Here is a 17,737-nt window from a genome sequence, read left to right on the forward strand (position 1 = left end):
GAAACCTGTGAACACCCGTATTTCCACCCGATTCGGCATCCTTCTGGTCGCGGCGGCCCTCGGTCTCGCCGGCTGCGCGTCCACGGACACCGGCACAGCGACTGCCACCGAAGCCGACTCCGTCACCATCACGGATGCCTGGGTCAAGGCTGCCGACAGCGGCATGACAGCAGCCTTCGGTGAGCTCGAGAACACCGGCGACACCGACGCTGCGATCGTCTCGGTCACCTCCGACGCGTCCACGACGTTGGAACTGCACGAGGTGGTCGACGACGGCAGCGGCAGCATGGTCATGCAAGAGAAGGACGGCGGTTTCATCGTGCCGGCAGGCGGCAGCCTCACACTCGAGCCGGGCGGCTACCACTTCATGCTGATGGGCCTCACGGCTCCGCTGGTCGCCGGTGACGAAGCGACGTTCACCGTCACGTTCGAGGACGGCTCGACGATGGAGTTCACAGCACCGGTGAAGGACTTCACCGGTGCTGACGAGAACTACAACGGCGGCGGCATGGACATGGACGAGGGCCACTCGGACATGGACATGGGCGGTGACGACCAGTAATGACCGCTGATCGGAATAGCTCCGATCGCTCCGGGTCGACCCGGCGGCAGTTCCTCGTGGGGGGAGCTGTCGCCGGCGTCGGCGCTGCAGCGGCGATCGGCATCGACCTCGCCCTGACCTCCGCCCCGGATGCTCCAGCACCCGCGGCATCCGGTTCGACTCCGCAGGAGGGAACGGAGATCGTTCCCTTCTACGGCGCCCACCAGGCAGGGATCGACACCGCGGCCCAGACCTACGGGACCTTCGTCGCACTCGATCTGCTTCCCGAGGTGCAGCGTGAGGCGCAACGGCGCATGATGAAGGTCCTCACCGACGATGCGGCGCGTCTGACGCGTGGCGAGCCGGCGCTGGCGGACTCGGAGCCCGAGCTGGCGATGGCGAGGGCCCGTCTGACCGTCACGTTCGGTTTCGGTCCCGAGTTCGTGGCGCGGGCAGGAGGGGCCGGGCCGGTCTGGCTGAAGCCCCTCCCTGCGTTCTCGATCGACAGGCTCGAACCGGCCTACACCGGCGGAGACCTGCTCATCCAGATCGCGGCCGATGACCCACTGGTCGTCGCTCACGCGACCCGGATGCTGCTGAAGGACTCGCGTTCGTTCACCACCGTGCGGTGGGTGCAGCAGGGTTTCCGCCGCTCGGCCGGCGCCTACCCCGAGCGGAGCATGCGAAACCTCTTCGGCCAGGTCGACGGCACCGTCAACCCGGTGGCGGGGACGGCGGACTTCGACGAAGTCGTCTGGAACTCGGACGGATGGCTCGCCGGCGGCACCGGGATGGTTGTGCGCCGCATCCGAATGACGCTTGACACGTGGGACAAGCTCGATCGGTCGGGCCGAGAGCAGTCCGTCGGCCGTACCCTCGACAACGGGGCGCCGCTGACCGGGACCGCCGAGACGGACGAGCCGGACTTCGAGGCTCGCAACGCTCTCGGCTTCCCGGTGATCCCGGAGTTCTCGCACATGCGGCGGGCCCGCAGCGAGAACCCCCGGGAACGCATCCTGCGCCGTCCGTACAACTACGACGATGCGCCCACCGGTGGCGCGCTGTCGGACTCGGGGCTGATCTTCGCGGCGTTCCAGGCCGACATCGACGCGCAGTTCGTGCCGATGCAGCAGCGCCTTTCCGACCTGGACTTGCTCAACGAGTGGACGATCCCGATCGGCTCGGCGGTGTTCGCCGTGCCGCCCGGGTGCGCGGAGGGCGGCTTCATCGGAGAGACCCTCCTCGCGTAGCGCCGCTCCCGCTACAGTGATGCCCACGGGACGGATGCCGCGCCGAGCGGCCGCCCCGCTGGGAGGGGAACATGGCGGGTAGGCGACCATTCGGAGTCACCCTGGTGGCGATAATCGCCTGGCTCACGGGTGCGCTGCAGATCATCGCGGGAGTGCTGCTGATGATCGGCGGGGAGATCATCCTGGGCATCGTCGCGATGCTCATCGGATTCATCACGATTCTGGTGAGCTTGGGCCTGTTCGGCGGCAGCAACGGCGCCCGCATCCTCACCGCTGTCGTCTTTGTGCTGAACATCGCAGGGTCGGTGTATCTGATGATCACCGAACCGGCACAGCTCTGGTCAGCTCTGGGCTCGGCGGTGCTGCCGCTGATCGGTCTGCTGCTGCTGTTCACGTCGCGCGCCAACAGCTTCTTCCGTTGAGGCTCCGTGTCCCGGGTCACCGAAGCGCTCATCCCGCCGTCACAGCGCCTGTCGGCCGATGAGCTGCACGATGCGCTGAACCTCGGAGCCGGCGAGGTCGGTCGAAAGCGTTCGGCCTTCCTCATCATGCTCGTGCTCTCGGCGATCATCGCCGCGGCCGGCGTCCTGGGCGATTCGACGGCGACGGTCATCGGGGCCATGATCATTGCGCCGCTTGCCACCCCGATCCTCGGTATCGCACTCGGGATCGTCGTGGGGCAATTGCGCCTCGTCGTCAGTTCGCTGCTGTGGGTGCTGCTCGGGGTGGTGCTGGTGATCGCGATCGGTGCGATGTTCGCGGTGTTCGTCGCCGATCCGTCGGAATTGCAGAGCAACTCTCAGATCACCGGACGCACCTCCCCGGGACTCCTCGACCTCGCGGCAGCGCTCGCGACCGGAACCGCCGGAGCTTTCGCGATGTCTCGCCGCGATCTCAGCACCGTGCTGCCCGGGGTCGCCATCGCGATCTCACTCGTCCCGCCGCTCGGTGTCGTCGGCGTGTGCGCCGGGGTGGGGGAATGGGATGCCGCTACCGGTGCGCTGTGGCTGTTCCTGTCCAACGTCGTGGCGCTCATCATCGCGGGCAGCATCGTTTTCACCCTCGCGGGGTACGCCCGCGAGCCAAGCTCGCTCCCGACCGCGCGACGCCGCCGTGCCTACATCATCGTCGGGATCGCGGCGGTCATCGTCGTCATCCCGCTCGCGTTCAACACCGTTGCCTCGTTCCTGCTGACATCGTGGGGTCTGACGATCCGCAACGCCTCCCAGGAATGGATCAGCGCCGATACCACGGCATCCATCTCTGACGTGCACTGGGTCGGCGTGAACGCCACGATCGACGTCGTGACCGACGACGGCCAGATTCCGGACACCGATGACCTCACGGCAGCGCTCGATGGCCTGCCCGAGTTCGTGGGCGTAACAGTGCGGGTACAGACCGAAGCCGAATACGCGATTCGCTGACGTTTCTAGATCCGGATCGGGAACGTCGCCAGGATGACGACTCCGACCGCTCCCAGCGCTGTGGCGCCGATCAGGAGGAACTTGCGGGCCCACGGTGCGAGGTCGCGTTGGGACATTGCGGTGAGGAAGAGCACCAGTGCGAAGAGCACGGTGAGGAGCGAGTAATTGTCGCCGCGCTGATTGTTGGTGAGCGCCTCCTGGAACTTCGCATCCGCGCGTTCGTTAAGTTCCTGCGCCTCGACGGTGCCGGGAGGGATGTACTCGGGCACCGCGAAGGGACCGGCTTCAACCTGTACTCGTGCGCTGGATGCCTGGCTGAACGCGATCGACATCTCGCCGCCCCACTTGGAGGCCTCGAACCCACACCATGCCGTGAGGACTGCCGTGATCGACAACACGAACACCGCCATGATGTCGAGCCAGTCGCGGCGCGGACGGGTCGCTGGCGAATCTCCACTCACGCGGTCATCCTATGGCTCTCTAGACTGCAGGCAGGCCCGCATCGATTGGCCGTGTCAGCGATACCGCGGAACAGAGGATCACGAATGCAACTGGGAATGGTCGGACTCGGACGAATGGGCGCGAACATCGTGCGCCGCCTCATGAACGACGGGCACGAATGCGTCGTCTACGACGTGAATGCGGATGCCGTGACCGCGCTCGCCGGCGAGGGCGCGACGGGTGCGGAGTCGTTCGCCGACATGGCGAGCAAGCTCGAGGCACCTCGTGCGATCTGGCTCATGATCCCCGCGGGCCTCACCGGCGATGTCGTCGACCAGGTGGCCGAGGTGCTGGAGCCCGGGGACATCATCATCGACGGCGGCAACTCCAACTACCGCGACGATGTGCGCCGGGCCGCGAAGCTCAAGCCCAAGGGCATCCATTACGTGGATGCCGGCACCAGCGGCGGCGTGTTCGGCCTTGAGCGCGGTTATTGCCTCATGGTCGGCGGTCCGAACGAGGCATTCGACCGGATCGAGCCGATCCTCAAGACCATCGCGCCCGGCAAGGGCGACATCGAGCGCACGCCGGGGCGTACCGGCGACTACGCGCCCGAAGAGCTCGGCTACCTGCACTGCGGCCCGTCGGGGGCCGGCCACTTCGTCAAGATGGTCCACAACGGCATCGAGTACGGGATCATGGCCGCGCTCGCCGAGGGGATGAACATCCTCAAGAACGCCGACGCGGGAGTCCGCGAAGCCGAACATTCGGCCGAGATCGCCCCGCTGGAAGAGCCTGAGTTCTATCAGTTCACGATCGACACCCCCAAGGTCGCGGAGCTGTGGCGTCGCGGATCGGTCATCTCGTCGTGGCTGCTCGACCTCACCGCAGCTGCCCTCGAAGAGAACCCCACGCTCGACGGACTCGCCGGCCGGGTCTCCGACTCGGGCGAGGGCCGCTGGACCGTCAAGGCCGCCGTCGACACGGGGGTTCCCGCTCCCGTGCTCTCTGCAGCGCTGTTCGAGCGGTTCGCATCCCGTGATGAGGATCACTACGCCAACCAGCTTCTCTCGGCGATGCGCCTGCAGTTCGGTGGCCACCACGAGCTTCCCACCGGGGATGTGCTCGAGGCAGGTGCTCGCAAGTCCGATCAGGCTGGCTGACCTTCACGGCTGCGCGGCCTGTGCTTAGGCTGTCGGCATGCCAGTGCTGTTCTCGGTCCTCGTCATCGCACTGAGCATCGGTGCGCTCATCGACGCGATCGTCATCTCCGAGAATCGCGTGCGCTACCTCCCCAAGGTCGCGTGGGTGATTCTGATCGTTCTCGTGCCGCTGCTGGGCAGTGTCTTCTGGTTCGCACTGGGACGGGACTATCAGCGTGCGCCGGCGCCCTGGCGCGAGTACACCGACAAAGGGGCTCCGCCGGCGAGCGCCCCCGTGCGGCCCCGCGACACGCGCAGCACCGAGCAGCAGCTAGCCGATCTGGACCTCGAGATCGAGGAGTGGCGACTTCGGGCTGAGATCGAGAAGCGCAAGCGCGATCACCGCGACGGCTCGGCAGGCTGACCGTCCAGCGCGGGAAGATTCGCTTCGAAGGTCGTTCCCTGGCCCGGCGCGCTGGTGACGCGCAGGATGCCGCCGTGTGCGCTGACCAGGGCATGAGCGATCGCGAGTCCGAGGCCCGAGCCCGCAGAATGGCGGGAGGTGTCGCCCCGCCAGAACCGCTCGAACACATGCGGTAGTTGTTCGGCCGGGATGCCTGGTCCGGTGTCGTGTACGCGCAGGATGACGCGGTCGGCGTTCATCCGTGTGCTGACCGTGACGTCGGCATCCGGCGGAGTGTGCTGCAACGCATTACCGACGAGGTTGCGCGCGACCTGGGTCAACCGAGGTTCGTCGCCGAGGACCCGCGCGGGACCATCGGTGTCGACGATGAGACGGCGTTCAGGATGCAGCACGCGAGCGTCCGAGACCACCTCTGCGGCGACGGCGGCGAGATCGACCGGCGTGTTCTCGAGGGGCCGGCCGGAGTCGGTCCGCGCGAGCAGGGACAGCTCGTCCGTCAGCAGCCTCATTCGCCCCAGCTGTCGCTCCACGCGCGCCATCGCTTCTGCGAGGGCATCGGGGTCGGTCAGACCACCACGCAGGTAGAGCTCGACCCAGCCGCTCGCTGTGGTCAGCGGCGTACGCAACTCGTGCGAGGTATCTGCGACGAACGAGCGCATGCGGTTTTCGGCATCCTCTTGCACATCGAAGGCGAGGTTCACGGTGCTCGCCATGCGAGCGATTGCCGGGTCGCCGCTGCTCTCGACCGGAAGACGGAGGGTGCGGTCGCCCTCTGCGATCCGCTCGGCGTGCTCAGCCATCGCCGTGAGTGGGCGAAGACCACGACCGACGACGATCGCCGCCGCAATGATGAGGATGATGGTCGTCACCACCGCCGTCACCGAGAGCGCCGAGATCAGGAGAACGCCATTGGCCTCGCGATCGGTTGTGCGCACCACGAGCACGGCGGAGGTCACCGGGACTTCGCTCTCGTTGTCGCTGAACGTCAGCGAGAAGCCCGTCGTGTCGATCGTTTCGGCGAGGTACCGACCGTCGATATCGGTTGGCTCGTGAGCGGCGCGAGCCACAATCGTCGGGACATCGGCTTCGGGGATTCCCGCGGCTGCGAGCACGCCCTCGCCGTCGAGAAGAATGATGCCGAGCGAGCCCGCTGCGATGCGCTGCACGTTCTCGTCGGAGACGACGGCGCCGCCTGTCGCGTTCAACCCCGCGGCCATCCGCTGGGCAGGGCCCTCGGCTAGAGTGCCAGGATGCGGAGCGGGTGCGAGTGAGCGGAGGCATCCGTTTCGCCCTCCGCCGCGCTGGCGCCGCGCGTGCGTCACTTGTGGCCCTGGCAGTCTTCGCGGGGCTCTCGGGCGCGCTGGTCAGCGCAGCGACCGCGGTGGACGAAACTCGCGTGGCGCGCGTCGCAGCGGACGGGCTGGCGAGCACCGGGTCAACCGGTGTCGCCGCGGTCGCGATCGGGATGCTCGCCGTGCCGGTCGCTCTGGCGGCGGTGCTGTCGGCAGTGGAGGTCGCTCGGTCGCGCACCGGCGAGACGCGATTGCTTCTGGCCCGCGGCATGCGGCCGCGCCGGCTCGTGACGATGGCGGTGTTCGAGGCCGCCCTCATCGCAACGGTGGCGGGCCTCGCCGGTGCTCTCGGAGCCGGTGTGTTCTTGTGGATGCTGACGGCAGCCGCTGCGCAGGTCGTGCTGACGGCTACGGGTGTTGCGGTGTTCGTCGTCGGCACTGCGGGTGCCGCGGGGCTGCTCGCCGGTCGCGAGAGCCCTCCGGCGCGGGGCGTCGCGGTCGCTGTCGCTGCGATCATTGTCGTCGCCATCGTCACCGGGGTGGCGACCTGGCGCCTTCTGACCTTCGGTGTGGATCCGATCTCGTTCCTGGCCCCGGCGCTGCTCCTGCTCGTGGTTGCCACTGCATCGACCGTTCTCGCCCTTGCCGGGCTCCGGATGCTCAGCAGCGCGGCGTCCCGGAGTCGGGGCCTCATCCTCGTCACGGCGCTGCGGCGGCTCTCTCGCAGGCCCGGGCGCTCCGCCTCATCGATGATCGCCGTCGCCATTGCGGTCGGAATAAGCGTCGTGGCAGCCTCGTACACCTCCAGCGCTGTCGGTGTCGGCGAAGGACCGGAAGCGCTGCGGGTGGGCGCAGACCTTCGCGTCGTGACCATCCCCGCGGACGTCACACCCTCGGCAATTTCCGCCGCAGCCGGGGCGGACGCCGCAATGGAAGGCCGTCAACTGGTTGCAAGCATGCCCTCGACGCGCTCGGAGCGCGACCGCGTCCCGATCCTGGCGCTGGAATCACAGAAGATCCGCGAGGTGATGACGGCGATCCCCGGTGTCGTCGACCCGGGCGAGTGGTCCGAGCGCTTGAGCCGACTTTCGAGTGCCGGCCAGATCCCCGCTCTCGTGTCGCAAGACGTCGCCGACGATCTGGGGCTGATCGAGGGTGACTCCCTTGCCTTGGATGCCTCCTCGCCCTCACTGACTGCGGACCTGGTGGTCGCCGGCGTGGTTCCCGTTATCCCAGGGACACCCGGCTCGCGAGGTTTTCTCGTAGATCTCGCGCGCCTGGCCGTCGTGTCGGGGGAGCGGGTCGAGCCCAATCAGCTCTGGATCGCCGCCGACGACCCCGGTGCCTCCGCCGCGCTGATCGAACGGGAGTACCCGCAGGTGGTCGTGCTCGCCCCCGATCCGGCTGTTGCAGCAGACCGTGTCGCCCAGGGATCAATCCTTCAGGTGTCGGCGATCGGGTCCGTCCTCATCGCCCTGACTCTGCTGGTCCTGCGCGGCAGAGTCAGCGGAGTCGAGGCCCGCGACGCGGCGCTGCTGTCCATTGTGGGAGCCGGCAGGCGAGGTGCGACCACGGTGGTGGCAACGCAAAATACGACGGCGCTCGTCGTCGGTTTCGTGGCCGGAATCATCGGGGGAGCGGTGACGGCAGCGGCGACGGTGCCTCCGGCTGTCCGGTGGGCATCCGGTGATCTTCCCGCTGCCTACCCCGTCGGCATCCAGGTCGATGTTCCCGCCTTGCTCGTGCTGCTGGCGGTGCTGCTGGTCGGTGGACTCGCCATTGCCTGGTGGGTCCGTCTTCCGCGAGCGCTCGCGCGGCTGATCCGAGAGGACGAGTAACGGATGCCACCGAATCGCCTCTCGGTTCTCCGCCTGCTGCGGCGTCGCTTCGGCATACCGCGCGGTGCCGCGACGGTCATCGTCGTTCTGGCTGCGCTGACTGCTCTGCTCATCTCCGTTGCGCCCCGCATGCTCGTCCAGGTCACTCGGGACGAGGTAGCTCACCAGGTGGGGCAGCTCGCCCCGACAACACGAGACCTGACCGGGACGGTATCGGCGGTCGTGCCCGATGGCGGCATCCCGGGCCTGGAATCGTCACTGTCGAGCGCGCGCGATCAGTGGCCGTCGATCGTTCAGAGCCTGGTCGGTGATGGCGAGGTGGCGGTCTACACCGATCCGCTACGGGCATCGCCGGAGGCTCTGGGGCCGACCTCGCCCTTTACTGACGTTCACCTCATGGCAGAGCCGGATGCCCTCGCGCACCTGCAGATTGCCGAAGGGGCGTGGCCGAGTGCGTGGTCGGGTTCCGGGCCGATCGAGATCACCCTGTCGGAGGACGCGGCCGCCACGATGGACTGGCCGATCGGAGAGCGGCGCACGATTCTCACCGCGACGGCACCGCTCGAGCTGGTATTGACGGCGACGGTGCGAGCAGCAGATCCGGATGATCCGCGCTGGCTTCATCTGCCAACAGCGCTTACGGCAACCGTCTTCGACGACGGGAACCGGCGTCCGGTGGCGACCTCCGCTGCCTGGATTGATCCCGGGACCTGGGAGGTGCTCGACCCGCCAGGGACGGTGGTCGTGTGGTACCCGGTCGATGCTGCCGGTGCCGCCGACGTCGATGTCGCGCAGCTGCTTCCCGCGATTCGCGCAATCGTCACGTCACCGCTGCCGCTGGGCCCGGGTGGCGATGTTCGCGTGGCGCTCGATTCCGGTCTGGTCGCCGCGCTCGGCACCGCCGTCGGGCGTACCGAAGCGACGCGTGCGATCCTTGCGGTGGCGGCGGTAGGCCCTGTCGTCGTGGCCTTCTCGCTCGAGGTCCTCGCGGCGGCGCTCATGGTGCGTAGACGTCGGCTGCAGCTGGCGCTGCTGGCTGCCCGAGGCGCCGCCTCGGCGCAACTGCGGCGCCTGCTCGCTCTCGAGGGCGCGCTCCTCGGCGTGCCAGTCAGTGTCCTTGCGGCCGCGCTGGGGGTCGCTCTCGTTCCCGCGGACGCAGGCTGGGTATCTGTCGCACTCGCTATCCTCGCGGGTGCAGTTCCGGCCGCGGCGCTCGCTCTCGCACTGCCCCGGAATCTCCTGGCTGTCGGTCGGGAAGACCTCGATCGCCGGCGGCGCACGCTGCCGATGCTGGCGATGCAGGCTCTCGTGGTCGCGCTCGCCGCGGTAGCCGTGGCGGTATTGCTGGTCCGCGGGGCGGGCCCGGGAGCACTCGATCCTCTCGCGGTGGCCGCGCCGCTGCTGCTGACAGTAGCTCTCGCGCTGATCGTCGTGCGGCTGCATCCGATCCCCCTCGCTCTGGCCTTGCGTCTGCAACGGCGTCGCTGGGGAGCGACGGGCCTCGTGGGCGCCGCGCGCGCCGTCCGGGAACCGGTTGCCGGGACGGCGGCAGTGCTCGCGATGCTCGTGGCCGTCGCGATCGCGGTGTTTTCCTCGGTTGTGCTTGCCACCGTCGACCGTGGCGCCGTCGTCGCGGCTGAGCGCATGGTCGGCGCAGACATCCAGATCTCCGGCCCGTACGTTGATGCCGATCAGCTCGACACGATCCGGGGGGTCGAGGGTGTCGCGGCCGTCGCGGGCCTGCTGCGCGGCGACTATCTGCCGGTCACGGGCCCCGGGGGCCGCGTAACCGCCGAGGTCATCGCCACCGATCCGACGGCGCTCGCGGCTGTGCAGGACGGAATGGTGGGAGCCTTCCCCGGGGGACTCGCCGACGGGGAGATCCCCGTGCAGGTCGTCCCCTCGACGGCGCTCGCGGCCGAGCTCGGTGGAGCGATCGACGCCATTTCGGGGGCGCCTGCGGAGGCAGCCGAACCGATCGAGCAGATTCTGGGTCTCACGGCTTCGTCGGAGTTCGTCGTGATGGGGGCCGATGACTACACCGCACTCACCGGCAAGGGCTTTTTCCCGCGCACGGTGCTGATCGAGCTCGCACCGGGCTACGACGCCGCTGCCGTCATTGATCGGGTCGGTCAGATCATCGGCGGCACGTTCTCGGTGAGTCTGCTGGATGCCTCAACCGACGAGATCCGCAGTTCTCCGGCGGTCACGGCCCTGCAGGTCGCCTTGCTCAGCGCGGTCGGTATCGCGATCGCGCTGTCGGCGGTTGCCGTCCTCGTCGTGGCCGGCGTGACCCGCGATGCGCGCTCCCGCGTCATTGCGCTGCTGCGCACGATGGGCATGGGGCGCCGCGAGACACGCGGCGTCGTGGCGTGGGAGTTCGTTCCGCTCGGAGTCACCGCCTTGGTGGCTGGCGGGGCTCTCGGCATCCTGTTGCCCCTTCTGATCGTGTTCTCCATCGATCTGCGCCCGTTCACCGGTGGGGGCGGCCAGCCCTCGCTCTTCATCGATCCCGTCCTGAGCGCTACGCTCGTCGCGATCGTGCTGGCAGCTCTCGCCCTCGCCGTGATCGGCGGCGTGCTGAGTGCTCGCGCGACCTCGACGGCGACAGTGCTGCGAATGGGGGAGGACTGAGATGACACCAGCACCCTCGGCTGAAGCCGACATCCACTGCGAAGGACTCGTGCGGATCTTCACCGTCGCCGATATCGAGGTGCAGGCCCTCCAGGGCCTTGACCTGTTCGTCGGTCGCGGGGAACTTGTCGCACTCGTCGGAGCCTCGGGTTCAGGCAAATCGACGCTGCTGGCGATTCTGTCGGGATTGGATACCCCCACGGCGGGGAAGGCTGTGGTCGCTGGCCGTGACCTGCCGTCGCTGACCAACCGCGATCGCGTGGCCTACCGGCGCGATGTGGTGGGCTTCGTCTGGCAACAGACAGCGCGGAACCTGCTGCCCTACCTCTCCGCGCTCGAGAACGTCGAGCTGGCCGCAGCCATCGGGCGCAAGCCTCGTGCGAAGGAGCGTGCGCTGCGGATGCTGGATCTCGTCGGGGCTGCCCACCTGGCAGGCCGGCACCCGGCAGAGCTCTCGGGCGGGCAGCAGCAGCGCGTCGCGATCGCGGTCGCACTGGTCAATGAGCCTCGGGTGCTGCTGGCCGATGAGCCGACCGGCGACCTCGACGAGGAAGCATCGGCGGAGGTTCTTCGCACCTTCGAGCAGGTCAACGCCGAGCTGGGAACCACCGCTCTGATCGTCACCCACGACCCGGCGGTCTCTGAGCACGTCCAGCGGACTGTCCAGATCCGGGACGGTCGTACGGCAACCGAAGTGTTGCGCTGGACTCACACCGATGACGACGGACGCGAGCACGCCATGGCCGAGGAGTTCGTCGTGCTCGACCGAGTCGGGCGGATGCAGCTGCCGGCGGACTACCTGACGAGCCTGGGCCTGCGTGATCGGGTGCGACTACAGCTTCAGGCCGATCATGTCGCGGTGCGGCCCGGTCACGAGGGCTCTGCAAGCCGGGGCGGAGCCGGAGAGACACGAGACGAGGCTACGGATGAGTGAGCGTTCCGTGGAGCCCGTGGTCACGGCATCCGACCTGTCGGTGACCCACGTGACGCCCGCCGGAGAGGTGCACGCCCTCGTCGGGGCCTCGCTGGAGCTGTACCCGGGCGAACTCGTCGTGCTCATCGGCCCCTCGGGGGCGGGAAAGACGACCCTCCTGCACGTCCTTGGCGGTATCGAGACGGCGTCGAGCGGATCGGCCCGCGTCGGAGAGGTCGTCATCACGGATGCCTCGGAGCGTGACCTCGACAGGGTCAGGCGTGAGGACGTCGCCTTCATCTTCCAGTCGTTCGGACTTCTGGACGCGCTCACCGCCGCCGAGAATGTCGAGATCCCACTGCGGATCGCCCGGACCGAACCGGGCGCGCGCGACGAGCAGGTCGCGGCGCTCCTGGAGCGGGTCGGCCTGGCTGGCCACGCCGGGCAGCGTCCGTCGGAACTGTCTGGCGGTCAGCGTCAGCGTGTCGCGATCGCTCGGGCTCTGGCGGCGTCGCCGCGGGTGCTGCTGGCCGATGAACCGACCGGCCAGCTCGACTCGCACACCGCCGATGCAATGATCGATCTCATCGCCTCGGTCGCGCACGACGACGGGGTCGCGGTGCTGCTTTCGACACATGACCCGTCGATCGTGGCGCGCGCGGACCGGGTCTTGGAGATCCACGATGGGGTGCTCACCGAACGAGGCGTTCTCGCGCAGCCCGCGGCATCCGGCTGATCGGCGTCTCTAGATCCTGCGCTGTCGGATAGCCTGAGCGCCAGGTGACACGGCGAGACAGCGGGGGACCCACATGGAGCTGAGTTCGTTTCCGATCATCGGTATCGCGCTTGCCGTGTTGTCAGCGGCGCTGCTCACTGTCGGAAACCACCTCCAATCAGTCGGAGTCGAGCGGGCGAAGGGAGCCAGTACGTCGGGGCTCGGGGCCGCGGGGTTCTGGGCTCTCGCGAGGACTCCGGTCTGGCTTCTCGGCTCCGTGCTGTTCGGGCTGGCGATCCTTGCACAGCTCACCGCTCTGGCGTTCGCACCCCTGATCGTGGTGCAGCCCGTCGGTGTCATTGCTTTGGTCTTCGCATCGGCGCTCACCGCGCTCGTCACCCGGCGCAGGCCCAGCAGCGCCGAGATCGTCGCGATCCTCGTCGCTGTCGCCAGCCTTGCCGCGTTCGTCGGAGTGGCCGCCGCCGTCAGCGTGCAGACGACGATCACCGACCGTGAGCTCATCCTGATCCTCATCATCCTGCTCGTCGTTCTTGCCGCGACCTTCGCAGCACTCGCTTGGCTGCGGCGGCGCGGCATCCCTCCCGTTGCCTACGTCGTGCTCGGCGGGCTGTTCGCAGGATTCGTCGCAACCCTCGGCAAGACCGTCATCCTGCGCGTCCAGACCGCCTGGGCCTCTCAGGACTTCAGCATCGACGACACAAACCTGCTGACGATCGCCTGCCTTGTCGGGATCGCGGTTGCCGGCGCGCTGTCGATCTACTTCGTGCAGACAGCCCATACCGTGAGCAACCCGCAGACAGTTGTCGCGGGGCTCACGATCGTCGACCCCTTCATTGCTGTCATCCTCGGCATCACCGTGCTCGGCGAGGCAGTCGGAGCGCCGCTGTGGAGCTTCGGCGTGTTCGCCGTTGCCGGCGCCGGCGCCATGTGGGCGGTCTGGCGGCTCGCCTCGATCACGCAGCCGTCGCGGTGACCAGCTCGCGCTCAGCGACGTGACCGGCGGATCTTCTCGGGAAGAATATCCCCATGCCTGCATACGAATTCTCGGCTGACCCGCGCCGTGTCGATCGGGTCACGGTTCACCGCTGGCTGAGTGAACTGTCGTATTGGGCGCGAGGACGCAGCCGCGAGCAGCAGGATGCCGCGATCGAGAACTCCCGCAATTACGGGATCTATGACTCCGAGACTGGTGCGCAGTTGGGCTACGCACGGATCGTGACGGACGGCGCGACTTTCGCCTGGCTGTGCGATGTCTTCGTCTCTCCGGATGCCCGAGGCCGGGGCATCGGAAAGGCGCTCATGGCCGGGATCGTCGCGGACGTCGAACCGCTCGGCGTCCGCCGTGTCATGCTGGCGACCGCCGACGCGCACGGACTGTACGCCCAGTTCGGATTCGAAGGCGTGCGCGCGCCCGAGAAGTACATGGTTCTCGGAGCCCACTGACACGTCGGGCGCGTGTCGGGGCTGCGCGGTACGCTCGCGGAATGCATCGCCTCACGCGGGACGAAGCGCGCCGGATCGCCGTGCGTGCGCAGTTGCTGGATGCCGATCGTCCCGGCGACGTCGTCGAGGTCGCCGAGCAACTCGGGAGCATCAAGATCGACCCGACCGCAACCATTGCTCCCGCGGAACAGACCGCATTCTGGAGCCGAATCGGGTGGGGCTATGAGCCAGGTCAGCTGAAGAAGGCCGTTGAAGACGATCGTCTGCTGTTCGAATTCGACGGGCGGTTCTTCGCCTCCAGCCTGATGCCCTACATGGTGCCGCTGATGCGTGCCCGGCAGCTGCGCGCCGCATCTCGCGAGTACCTCGAGGCAAACGCCACCTTTCGCAAGGATGTGCTTGCCCGCCTACGCGCCGAGGGGCCGCTGCTGGCATCCGAGATCCCTGACACCAGCGTGGTGCAGCGCAGCAACGAGAGCGGCTGGTACGGATCGAACCAGGTGCCACGGATGCTCGAGCTGCTCTCGGTCATCGGCGAGGTGGCAGTGGTCCGACGCGAGAACCGGCAGCGAGTGTGGGACCTGGCAGAGCGGTTGTACGGTCCGGATGACGGATCCTTAACGCCCGAGGAAGCCGAAGAGCGGATGCAGCAGCGACGCCTTCAAGCTGCCGGGATCGCGCGCCAGAAGTCGCCCTGGAGCGACGTCGGCATGGCGGGGGAGCCGGCGGAGATCGAGGGGAGCGCGTGGAAGTGGCGCGTTGACCCCGAGGCGATCGCCGCCCTCGACGACGACCCCGGGGGCCGCGTCGCGATCCTCAACCCGTACGACCGGATGCTCTTCGACCGCCCGCGCCTTGCCGAACTGTTCGATTTCGACTTCATCCTCGAGCAGTTCAAGCCCAAAGCCCAACGCGTGTACGGCTACTTCGTGCATCCGATCCTCATCGGTGACCGTTTCTCGGCGCTGCTGGATGCCGAACTCGACAAGAAGAAAGAGAACCTCGTCGTCTCGGCCGTCCACGAGCTGATCCCGTTCGATGACGAGGAGCGCGAGATGGTGGATGCCGAGATTCGCGACCTTGGAGAGTGGCTCGGTGTTCCGGTGGTGTTTGCCTCGGGACGCCGATAGGCCCGGCGCGTACCCTCGGATCATGGCGCACCGGATCTTCACCACGAGCTTCGCGTCGGTCTACCCGCTCTACATCGCGAAGGCCGAACGCAAGGGGCGAACGAAGGGCGAGGTCGACGAGATCATCGCCTGGCTCACGGGCTTCGATGACGACGCTCTGGCGCGACACCTCGACGAGAGCACGACGTTCGAGGAGTTCTTCGCGGGTGCCGACCTCAACCCGCGCGTCTCGGCGATCACCGGGGTTGTCTGCGGCGTTCGTGTGGAGGAGATCGAGGATCCGCTGATGCAGAAGATCCGATACCTCGACAAGCTGATCGACGAACTGGCCAAGGGCAAGGCGATGCCGAAGATCCTCCGGCAGGCGTGACGTTGCCGCTCGTCAATCATCTGGGTATCTCGGTCGCCGACGTCGCGGCGACTGCTGACCGATTCGAGCCGGTGCTCACCGAGCTCGGCTACGTTCGCACGGATGCCGGGTCCACAGTGTTCTGGACGAGACCGGGCGAGACGGAACTCATCTTCTATCCCGCTCGTGACCCCGGGAGCGGTCCGCACGAGCATGGCAGGGTCGGCTGGCAGCACCTCGCGTTCGCGGTCGGCTCGCGCGCAGAGGTGGACCGACTGCACGCGGTGGCGGTGGCTTCCGGCTGGGGCGCGGTCCGCGATCCCAAGCGGTATCCGCGCTTCACGCCCCGGTACTACGCATCCTTTCTCGAGGATGAGAACGGCATCCGTATCGAGTTCATGCACAACCCGCCGCGCGAGGCGAAGGACTGACGTCAGGTCTCGACGGAGGGGGCGACCGCCGGGATGAATGTCGGAGGTATGTTCTAATGTCGAGGCATGACGAACTCGCTCGTGGGCATCGCGGAAGCGCTGGAAGCGCTCGCTGCTGCCGGCGCCGAACGGTCGCCGGAGTCGCTGACTGCAGCTGAGCTCGTTGCCGTGAACAAGGCTTACGGTGCGCTGCGGCGGCGCGTGGATGCAGCATTCGCGCCGGTTGCCGCCGAGATCGCTCGTCAGTCGCGGCGTGAGCTCGGCAAGCAGTCTTTCGCCAAGCGTCAAGGGTTTGCCTCGCCTGCCGCGCTGATTTCGACCACGAGCGGCACCGGCATCGGTGAGGCTTTGCGCATCGTCCAGGTCGGCGAGGCCACCGCGCCCCGCATGACGCTCACGGGTGATCCGTTGCCCGCGAAGCGGCAGTACGTGGCGGCGTCTGTCGCCCGGGGGGACCTCGGGGTGACGCCGGCGGCGGCGATCGTGACACTCCTCGACCGGCTGGCCCTTCGTGTAGACCCTGCGCGCATCGACGAAGCAGAACGGCAGCTCGTGGAACTTGCGCCCGGAATGCGGCCCGACGAACTCTCGAAGCTGCTGGCGCGCGTCGAGGCGCACCTCGATCCCGATGGTGTCGAACCGCAGCACGAGGATGCCCGGGCGCAGCGCTCTCTCGTTATCCAGGAGCGCGACGGCATGGTGACGCTCACGGCAAAACTGGATGCCGAGACCGCGGCGCCCGTGAAGACGGCGATTGAAGCGATGGTGACCCAGGTCTTGCGCCGCAACGAGCATGCATCCACCGACGAGCGCGACCTGCGATCCGTGAAGCAGCTTGCCGCAGACGCGTTGGCGGACCTGTGTCGGCACGGATTGAGCTGCGACCGTGTCCCCACGGGCCCTGCAACCACCGTCGTCGTGCGTATGAGTCTTGAGGAACTGCAGAGCGGAATCGGGGCTGCCACGATCGACGGTCTCGATCAACCGGTTTCGGCAGGAGCCGTCCGCCGGCTCGCGGCCGACGCCCAAGTTATCCCGTGTGTGCTGGGTGGCGAGAGCGAGATTCTCGACTGGGGAAGGCTCAAGCGTTTGTTCACTCCCGCCCAGAAGCTTGCGCTCGCAGGAAGAGACGGCGGATGCATCTTCTGCGGCGCCCCGCCGGGGTGGTGCATTGTTCATCACGCGAAGTGGTGGGAACGAGATACCGGTCCAACCGACCTCGAGAATGGCGTGCTCCTGTGCACCGGGTGTCACCATCGGGTTCACGACGATGGATGGGATGTCGAGATTGAGAGCACCGGCCCGACTGGGCGGGTCTGGCTCGTTCCGCCTGCGTGGATCGACCCCGCCCGGACGCCCCGCCTCGCGGGCAGCTCCCGCCTCGCCCTCACTGCCTGAGCGTTCCGACGCTGGTTCGGGCGGCAGGGGGCCATCGGGTACGATGGACAGGCTGTTCTGGTGACGTGTCTGAGCGGCCTAAGGAGCACGATTGGAAGTCGTGTGTGCGTGCAAGCGCACCGTGGGTTCAAATCCCACCGTCACCGCCAGAACGAAGGCCCCGACTCCCCTAGAAAACACTGGGGAGGCGGGGCCTTCGTCATGTCCGGGGGAGGGGTTGCAGTAACGCAGCGGTAACAGAAATCTCGCGCGCCGGGAGACTCACTCTCACGATGGGCCTTGACCCTTGATCGTGGACACGGTGTCGGGTGGGTTATGCCGCTTCCGCGAGGGTAGCTGATCTCGCGGCTT

General features: G+C 67.6%; 18 protein-coding genes and 1 tRNA gene. 17 read left to right on the forward strand and 2 right to left on the reverse strand.

Annotated features, from left to right (window positions below; all coding sequences use genetic code 11):
* The first annotated feature begins 7 nt into the window (after positions 1-7).
* The 4 genes from ACQVDU_RS11190 (at position 8) to ACQVDU_RS11205 (ending at position 3,215) form a co-directional block, all read left to right on the forward strand.
* Complete coding sequence (locus tag ACQVDU_RS11190; RefSeq protein WP_443477147.1) at positions 8-562, forward strand: copper chaperone PCu(A)C; 555 nt, start codon at positions 8-10, stop codon at positions 560-562.
* Positions 562-1,791, forward strand: coding sequence for a Dyp-type peroxidase (locus ACQVDU_RS11195; protein ID WP_443477148.1), 1,230 nt, complete (start codon positions 562-564; stop codon positions 1,789-1,791). The genes ACQVDU_RS11190 and ACQVDU_RS11195 overlap by 1 nt, the downstream gene beginning before the upstream one ends.
* 104 nt (positions 1,792-1,895) lie before the next feature.
* Complete coding sequence (locus tag ACQVDU_RS11200) at positions 1,896-2,213, forward strand: hypothetical protein (protein ID WP_443477149.1); 318 nt, start codon at positions 1,896-1,898, stop codon at positions 2,211-2,213.
* A 6-nt stretch (positions 2,214-2,219) separates the two neighbouring features.
* The gene (locus ACQVDU_RS11205; RefSeq protein ID WP_443477150.1) at positions 2,220-3,215 is read left to right on the forward strand and encodes a TIGR00341 family protein; all 996 of its coding nucleotides are present in this window, start codon (positions 2,220-2,222) and stop codon (positions 3,213-3,215) included.
* A 5-nt stretch (positions 3,216-3,220) separates the two neighbouring features.
* Here the strand turns inward: ACQVDU_RS11205 and ACQVDU_RS11210 are convergent, their stop codons facing one another.
* Positions 3,221-3,676, reverse strand: a complete 456-nt coding sequence (locus tag ACQVDU_RS11210) for a hypothetical protein (RefSeq protein WP_443477151.1) — start codon at positions 3,674-3,676, stop codon at positions 3,221-3,223.
* Between the two features lie 84 nt (positions 3,677-3,760).
* Between ACQVDU_RS11210 and gnd the strand changes: the two genes are divergently transcribed.
* Positions 3,761-4,819: a phosphogluconate dehydrogenase (NAD(+)-dependent, decarboxylating) gene (gene gnd, locus ACQVDU_RS11215; RefSeq protein ID WP_228177971.1), complete on the forward strand. Its 1,059-nt coding sequence runs from the start codon at positions 3,761-3,763 to the stop codon at positions 4,817-4,819.
* A gap of 37 nt (positions 4,820-4,856) precedes the next feature.
* A complete protein-coding gene (locus ACQVDU_RS11220; RefSeq protein WP_228177972.1) occupies positions 4,857-5,222 on the forward strand; it encodes a PLD nuclease N-terminal domain-containing protein in 366 nt (121 codons plus the stop codon).
* On the opposite strand, the gene ACQVDU_RS11225 is transcribed toward ACQVDU_RS11220, so the two are convergent.
* The gene (locus ACQVDU_RS11225) at positions 5,198-6,439 is read right to left on the reverse strand and encodes a sensor histidine kinase (protein ID WP_292728019.1); all 1,242 of its coding nucleotides are present in this window, start codon (positions 6,437-6,439) and stop codon (positions 5,198-5,200) included. The two genes, ACQVDU_RS11220 and ACQVDU_RS11225, sit on opposite strands and share 25 nt — an antisense overlap.
* Positions 6,440-6,489: 50 nt before the next feature.
* Between ACQVDU_RS11225 and ACQVDU_RS11230 the strand changes: the two genes are divergently transcribed.
* From ACQVDU_RS11230 to ACQVDU_RS11280, 11 genes are all read left to right on the forward strand, one after another.
* The gene (locus ACQVDU_RS11230) at positions 6,490-8,352 is read left to right on the forward strand and encodes a hypothetical protein (RefSeq protein ID WP_443477152.1); all 1,863 of its coding nucleotides are present in this window, start codon (positions 6,490-6,492) and stop codon (positions 8,350-8,352) included.
* 3 nt (positions 8,353-8,355) lie between these two features.
* Positions 8,356-10,986, forward strand: coding sequence for an FtsX-like permease family protein (locus tag ACQVDU_RS11235; RefSeq protein ID WP_443477153.1), 2,631 nt, complete (start codon positions 8,356-8,358; stop codon positions 10,984-10,986).
* Between the two features lies 1 nt (position 10,987).
* Complete coding sequence (locus ACQVDU_RS11240) at positions 10,988-11,920, forward strand: ABC transporter ATP-binding protein (RefSeq protein WP_443477154.1); 933 nt, start codon at positions 10,988-10,990, stop codon at positions 11,918-11,920.
* Positions 11,913-12,635, forward strand: a complete 723-nt coding sequence (locus ACQVDU_RS11245) for an ABC transporter ATP-binding protein (protein WP_292728012.1) — start codon at positions 11,913-11,915, stop codon at positions 12,633-12,635. The genes ACQVDU_RS11240 and ACQVDU_RS11245 overlap by 8 nt, the downstream gene beginning before the upstream one ends.
* Positions 12,636-12,708: 73 nt before the next feature.
* On the forward strand, positions 12,709-13,608 hold the full coding sequence (locus ACQVDU_RS11250; protein WP_443477155.1) for a multidrug DMT transporter permease: 900 nt from the start codon (positions 12,709-12,711) through the stop codon (positions 13,606-13,608).
* 53 nt (positions 13,609-13,661) lie between these two features.
* Entirely contained in the window at positions 13,662-14,078 is a 417-nt protein-coding gene (locus ACQVDU_RS11255; protein WP_300590997.1) for a GNAT family N-acetyltransferase, read from the forward strand.
* A gap of 41 nt (positions 14,079-14,119) precedes the next feature.
* Positions 14,120-15,208 (forward strand): DNA glycosylase AlkZ-like family protein, encoded by a 1,089-nt coding sequence (locus ACQVDU_RS11260; protein ID WP_300590998.1) that lies wholly within the window; start codon positions 14,120-14,122, stop codon positions 15,206-15,208.
* A 22-nt stretch (positions 15,209-15,230) separates the two neighbouring features.
* Complete coding sequence (locus tag ACQVDU_RS11265; protein WP_300590999.1) at positions 15,231-15,578, forward strand: DUF2200 domain-containing protein; 348 nt, start codon at positions 15,231-15,233, stop codon at positions 15,576-15,578.
* Entirely contained in the window at positions 15,575-15,988 is a 414-nt protein-coding gene (locus tag ACQVDU_RS11270; RefSeq protein ID WP_300591000.1) for a VOC family protein, read from the forward strand. Before ACQVDU_RS11265 ends, ACQVDU_RS11270 begins: the two co-directional genes overlap by 4 nt.
* A gap of 66 nt (positions 15,989-16,054) precedes the next feature.
* Positions 16,055-17,386, forward strand: a complete 1,332-nt coding sequence (locus ACQVDU_RS11275; RefSeq protein ID WP_443477156.1) for a DUF222 domain-containing protein — start codon at positions 16,055-16,057, stop codon at positions 17,384-17,386.
* A 59-nt stretch (positions 17,387-17,445) separates the two neighbouring features.
* Positions 17,446-17,535 (forward strand) — tRNA-Ser (locus ACQVDU_RS11280).
* Positions 17,536-17,737 lie beyond the last annotated feature (202 nt).

The organism is Microbacterium sp. F2, assembly GCF_052274505.1.
In the GTDB taxonomy this organism is placed as follows: domain Bacteria; phylum Actinomycetota; class Actinomycetes; order Actinomycetales; family Microbacteriaceae; genus Microbacterium.

Coding starts and splice junctions, on each gene's coding strand:
- ACQVDU_RS11195 (WP_443477148.1), top strand. CDS start 562: ATGACCGCTGATCGGAATAGCTCCGATCGCTCCGGGTCGACCCGGCGG.
- gnd (WP_228177971.1), top strand. CDS start 3,761: ATGCAACTGGGAATGGTCGGACTCGGACGAATGGGCGCGAACATCGTG.
- ACQVDU_RS11220 (WP_228177972.1), top strand. CDS start 4,857: ATGCCAGTGCTGTTCTCGGTCCTCGTCATCGCACTGAGCATCGGTGCG.
- ACQVDU_RS11225 (WP_292728019.1), bottom strand. CDS start 6,439: ATGGCCGCGGGGTTGAACGCGACAGGCGGCGCCGTCGTCTCCGACGAG.
- ACQVDU_RS11235 (WP_443477153.1), top strand. CDS start 8,356: ATGCCACCGAATCGCCTCTCGGTTCTCCGCCTGCTGCGGCGTCGCTTC.
- ACQVDU_RS11240 (WP_443477154.1), top strand. CDS start 10,988: ATGACACCAGCACCCTCGGCTGAAGCCGACATCCACTGCGAAGGACTC.
- ACQVDU_RS11245 (WP_292728012.1), top strand. CDS start 11,913: ATGAGTGAGCGTTCCGTGGAGCCCGTGGTCACGGCATCCGACCTGTCG.
- ACQVDU_RS11250 (WP_443477155.1), top strand. CDS start 12,709: ATGGAGCTGAGTTCGTTTCCGATCATCGGTATCGCGCTTGCCGTGTTG.
- ACQVDU_RS11255 (WP_300590997.1), top strand. CDS start 13,662: ATGCCTGCATACGAATTCTCGGCTGACCCGCGCCGTGTCGATCGGGTC.
- ACQVDU_RS11260 (WP_300590998.1), top strand. CDS start 14,120: ATGCATCGCCTCACGCGGGACGAAGCGCGCCGGATCGCCGTGCGTGCG.
- ACQVDU_RS11265 (WP_300590999.1), top strand. CDS start 15,231: ATGGCGCACCGGATCTTCACCACGAGCTTCGCGTCGGTCTACCCGCTC.
- ACQVDU_RS11275 (WP_443477156.1), top strand. CDS start 16,055: ATGACGAACTCGCTCGTGGGCATCGCGGAAGCGCTGGAAGCGCTCGCT.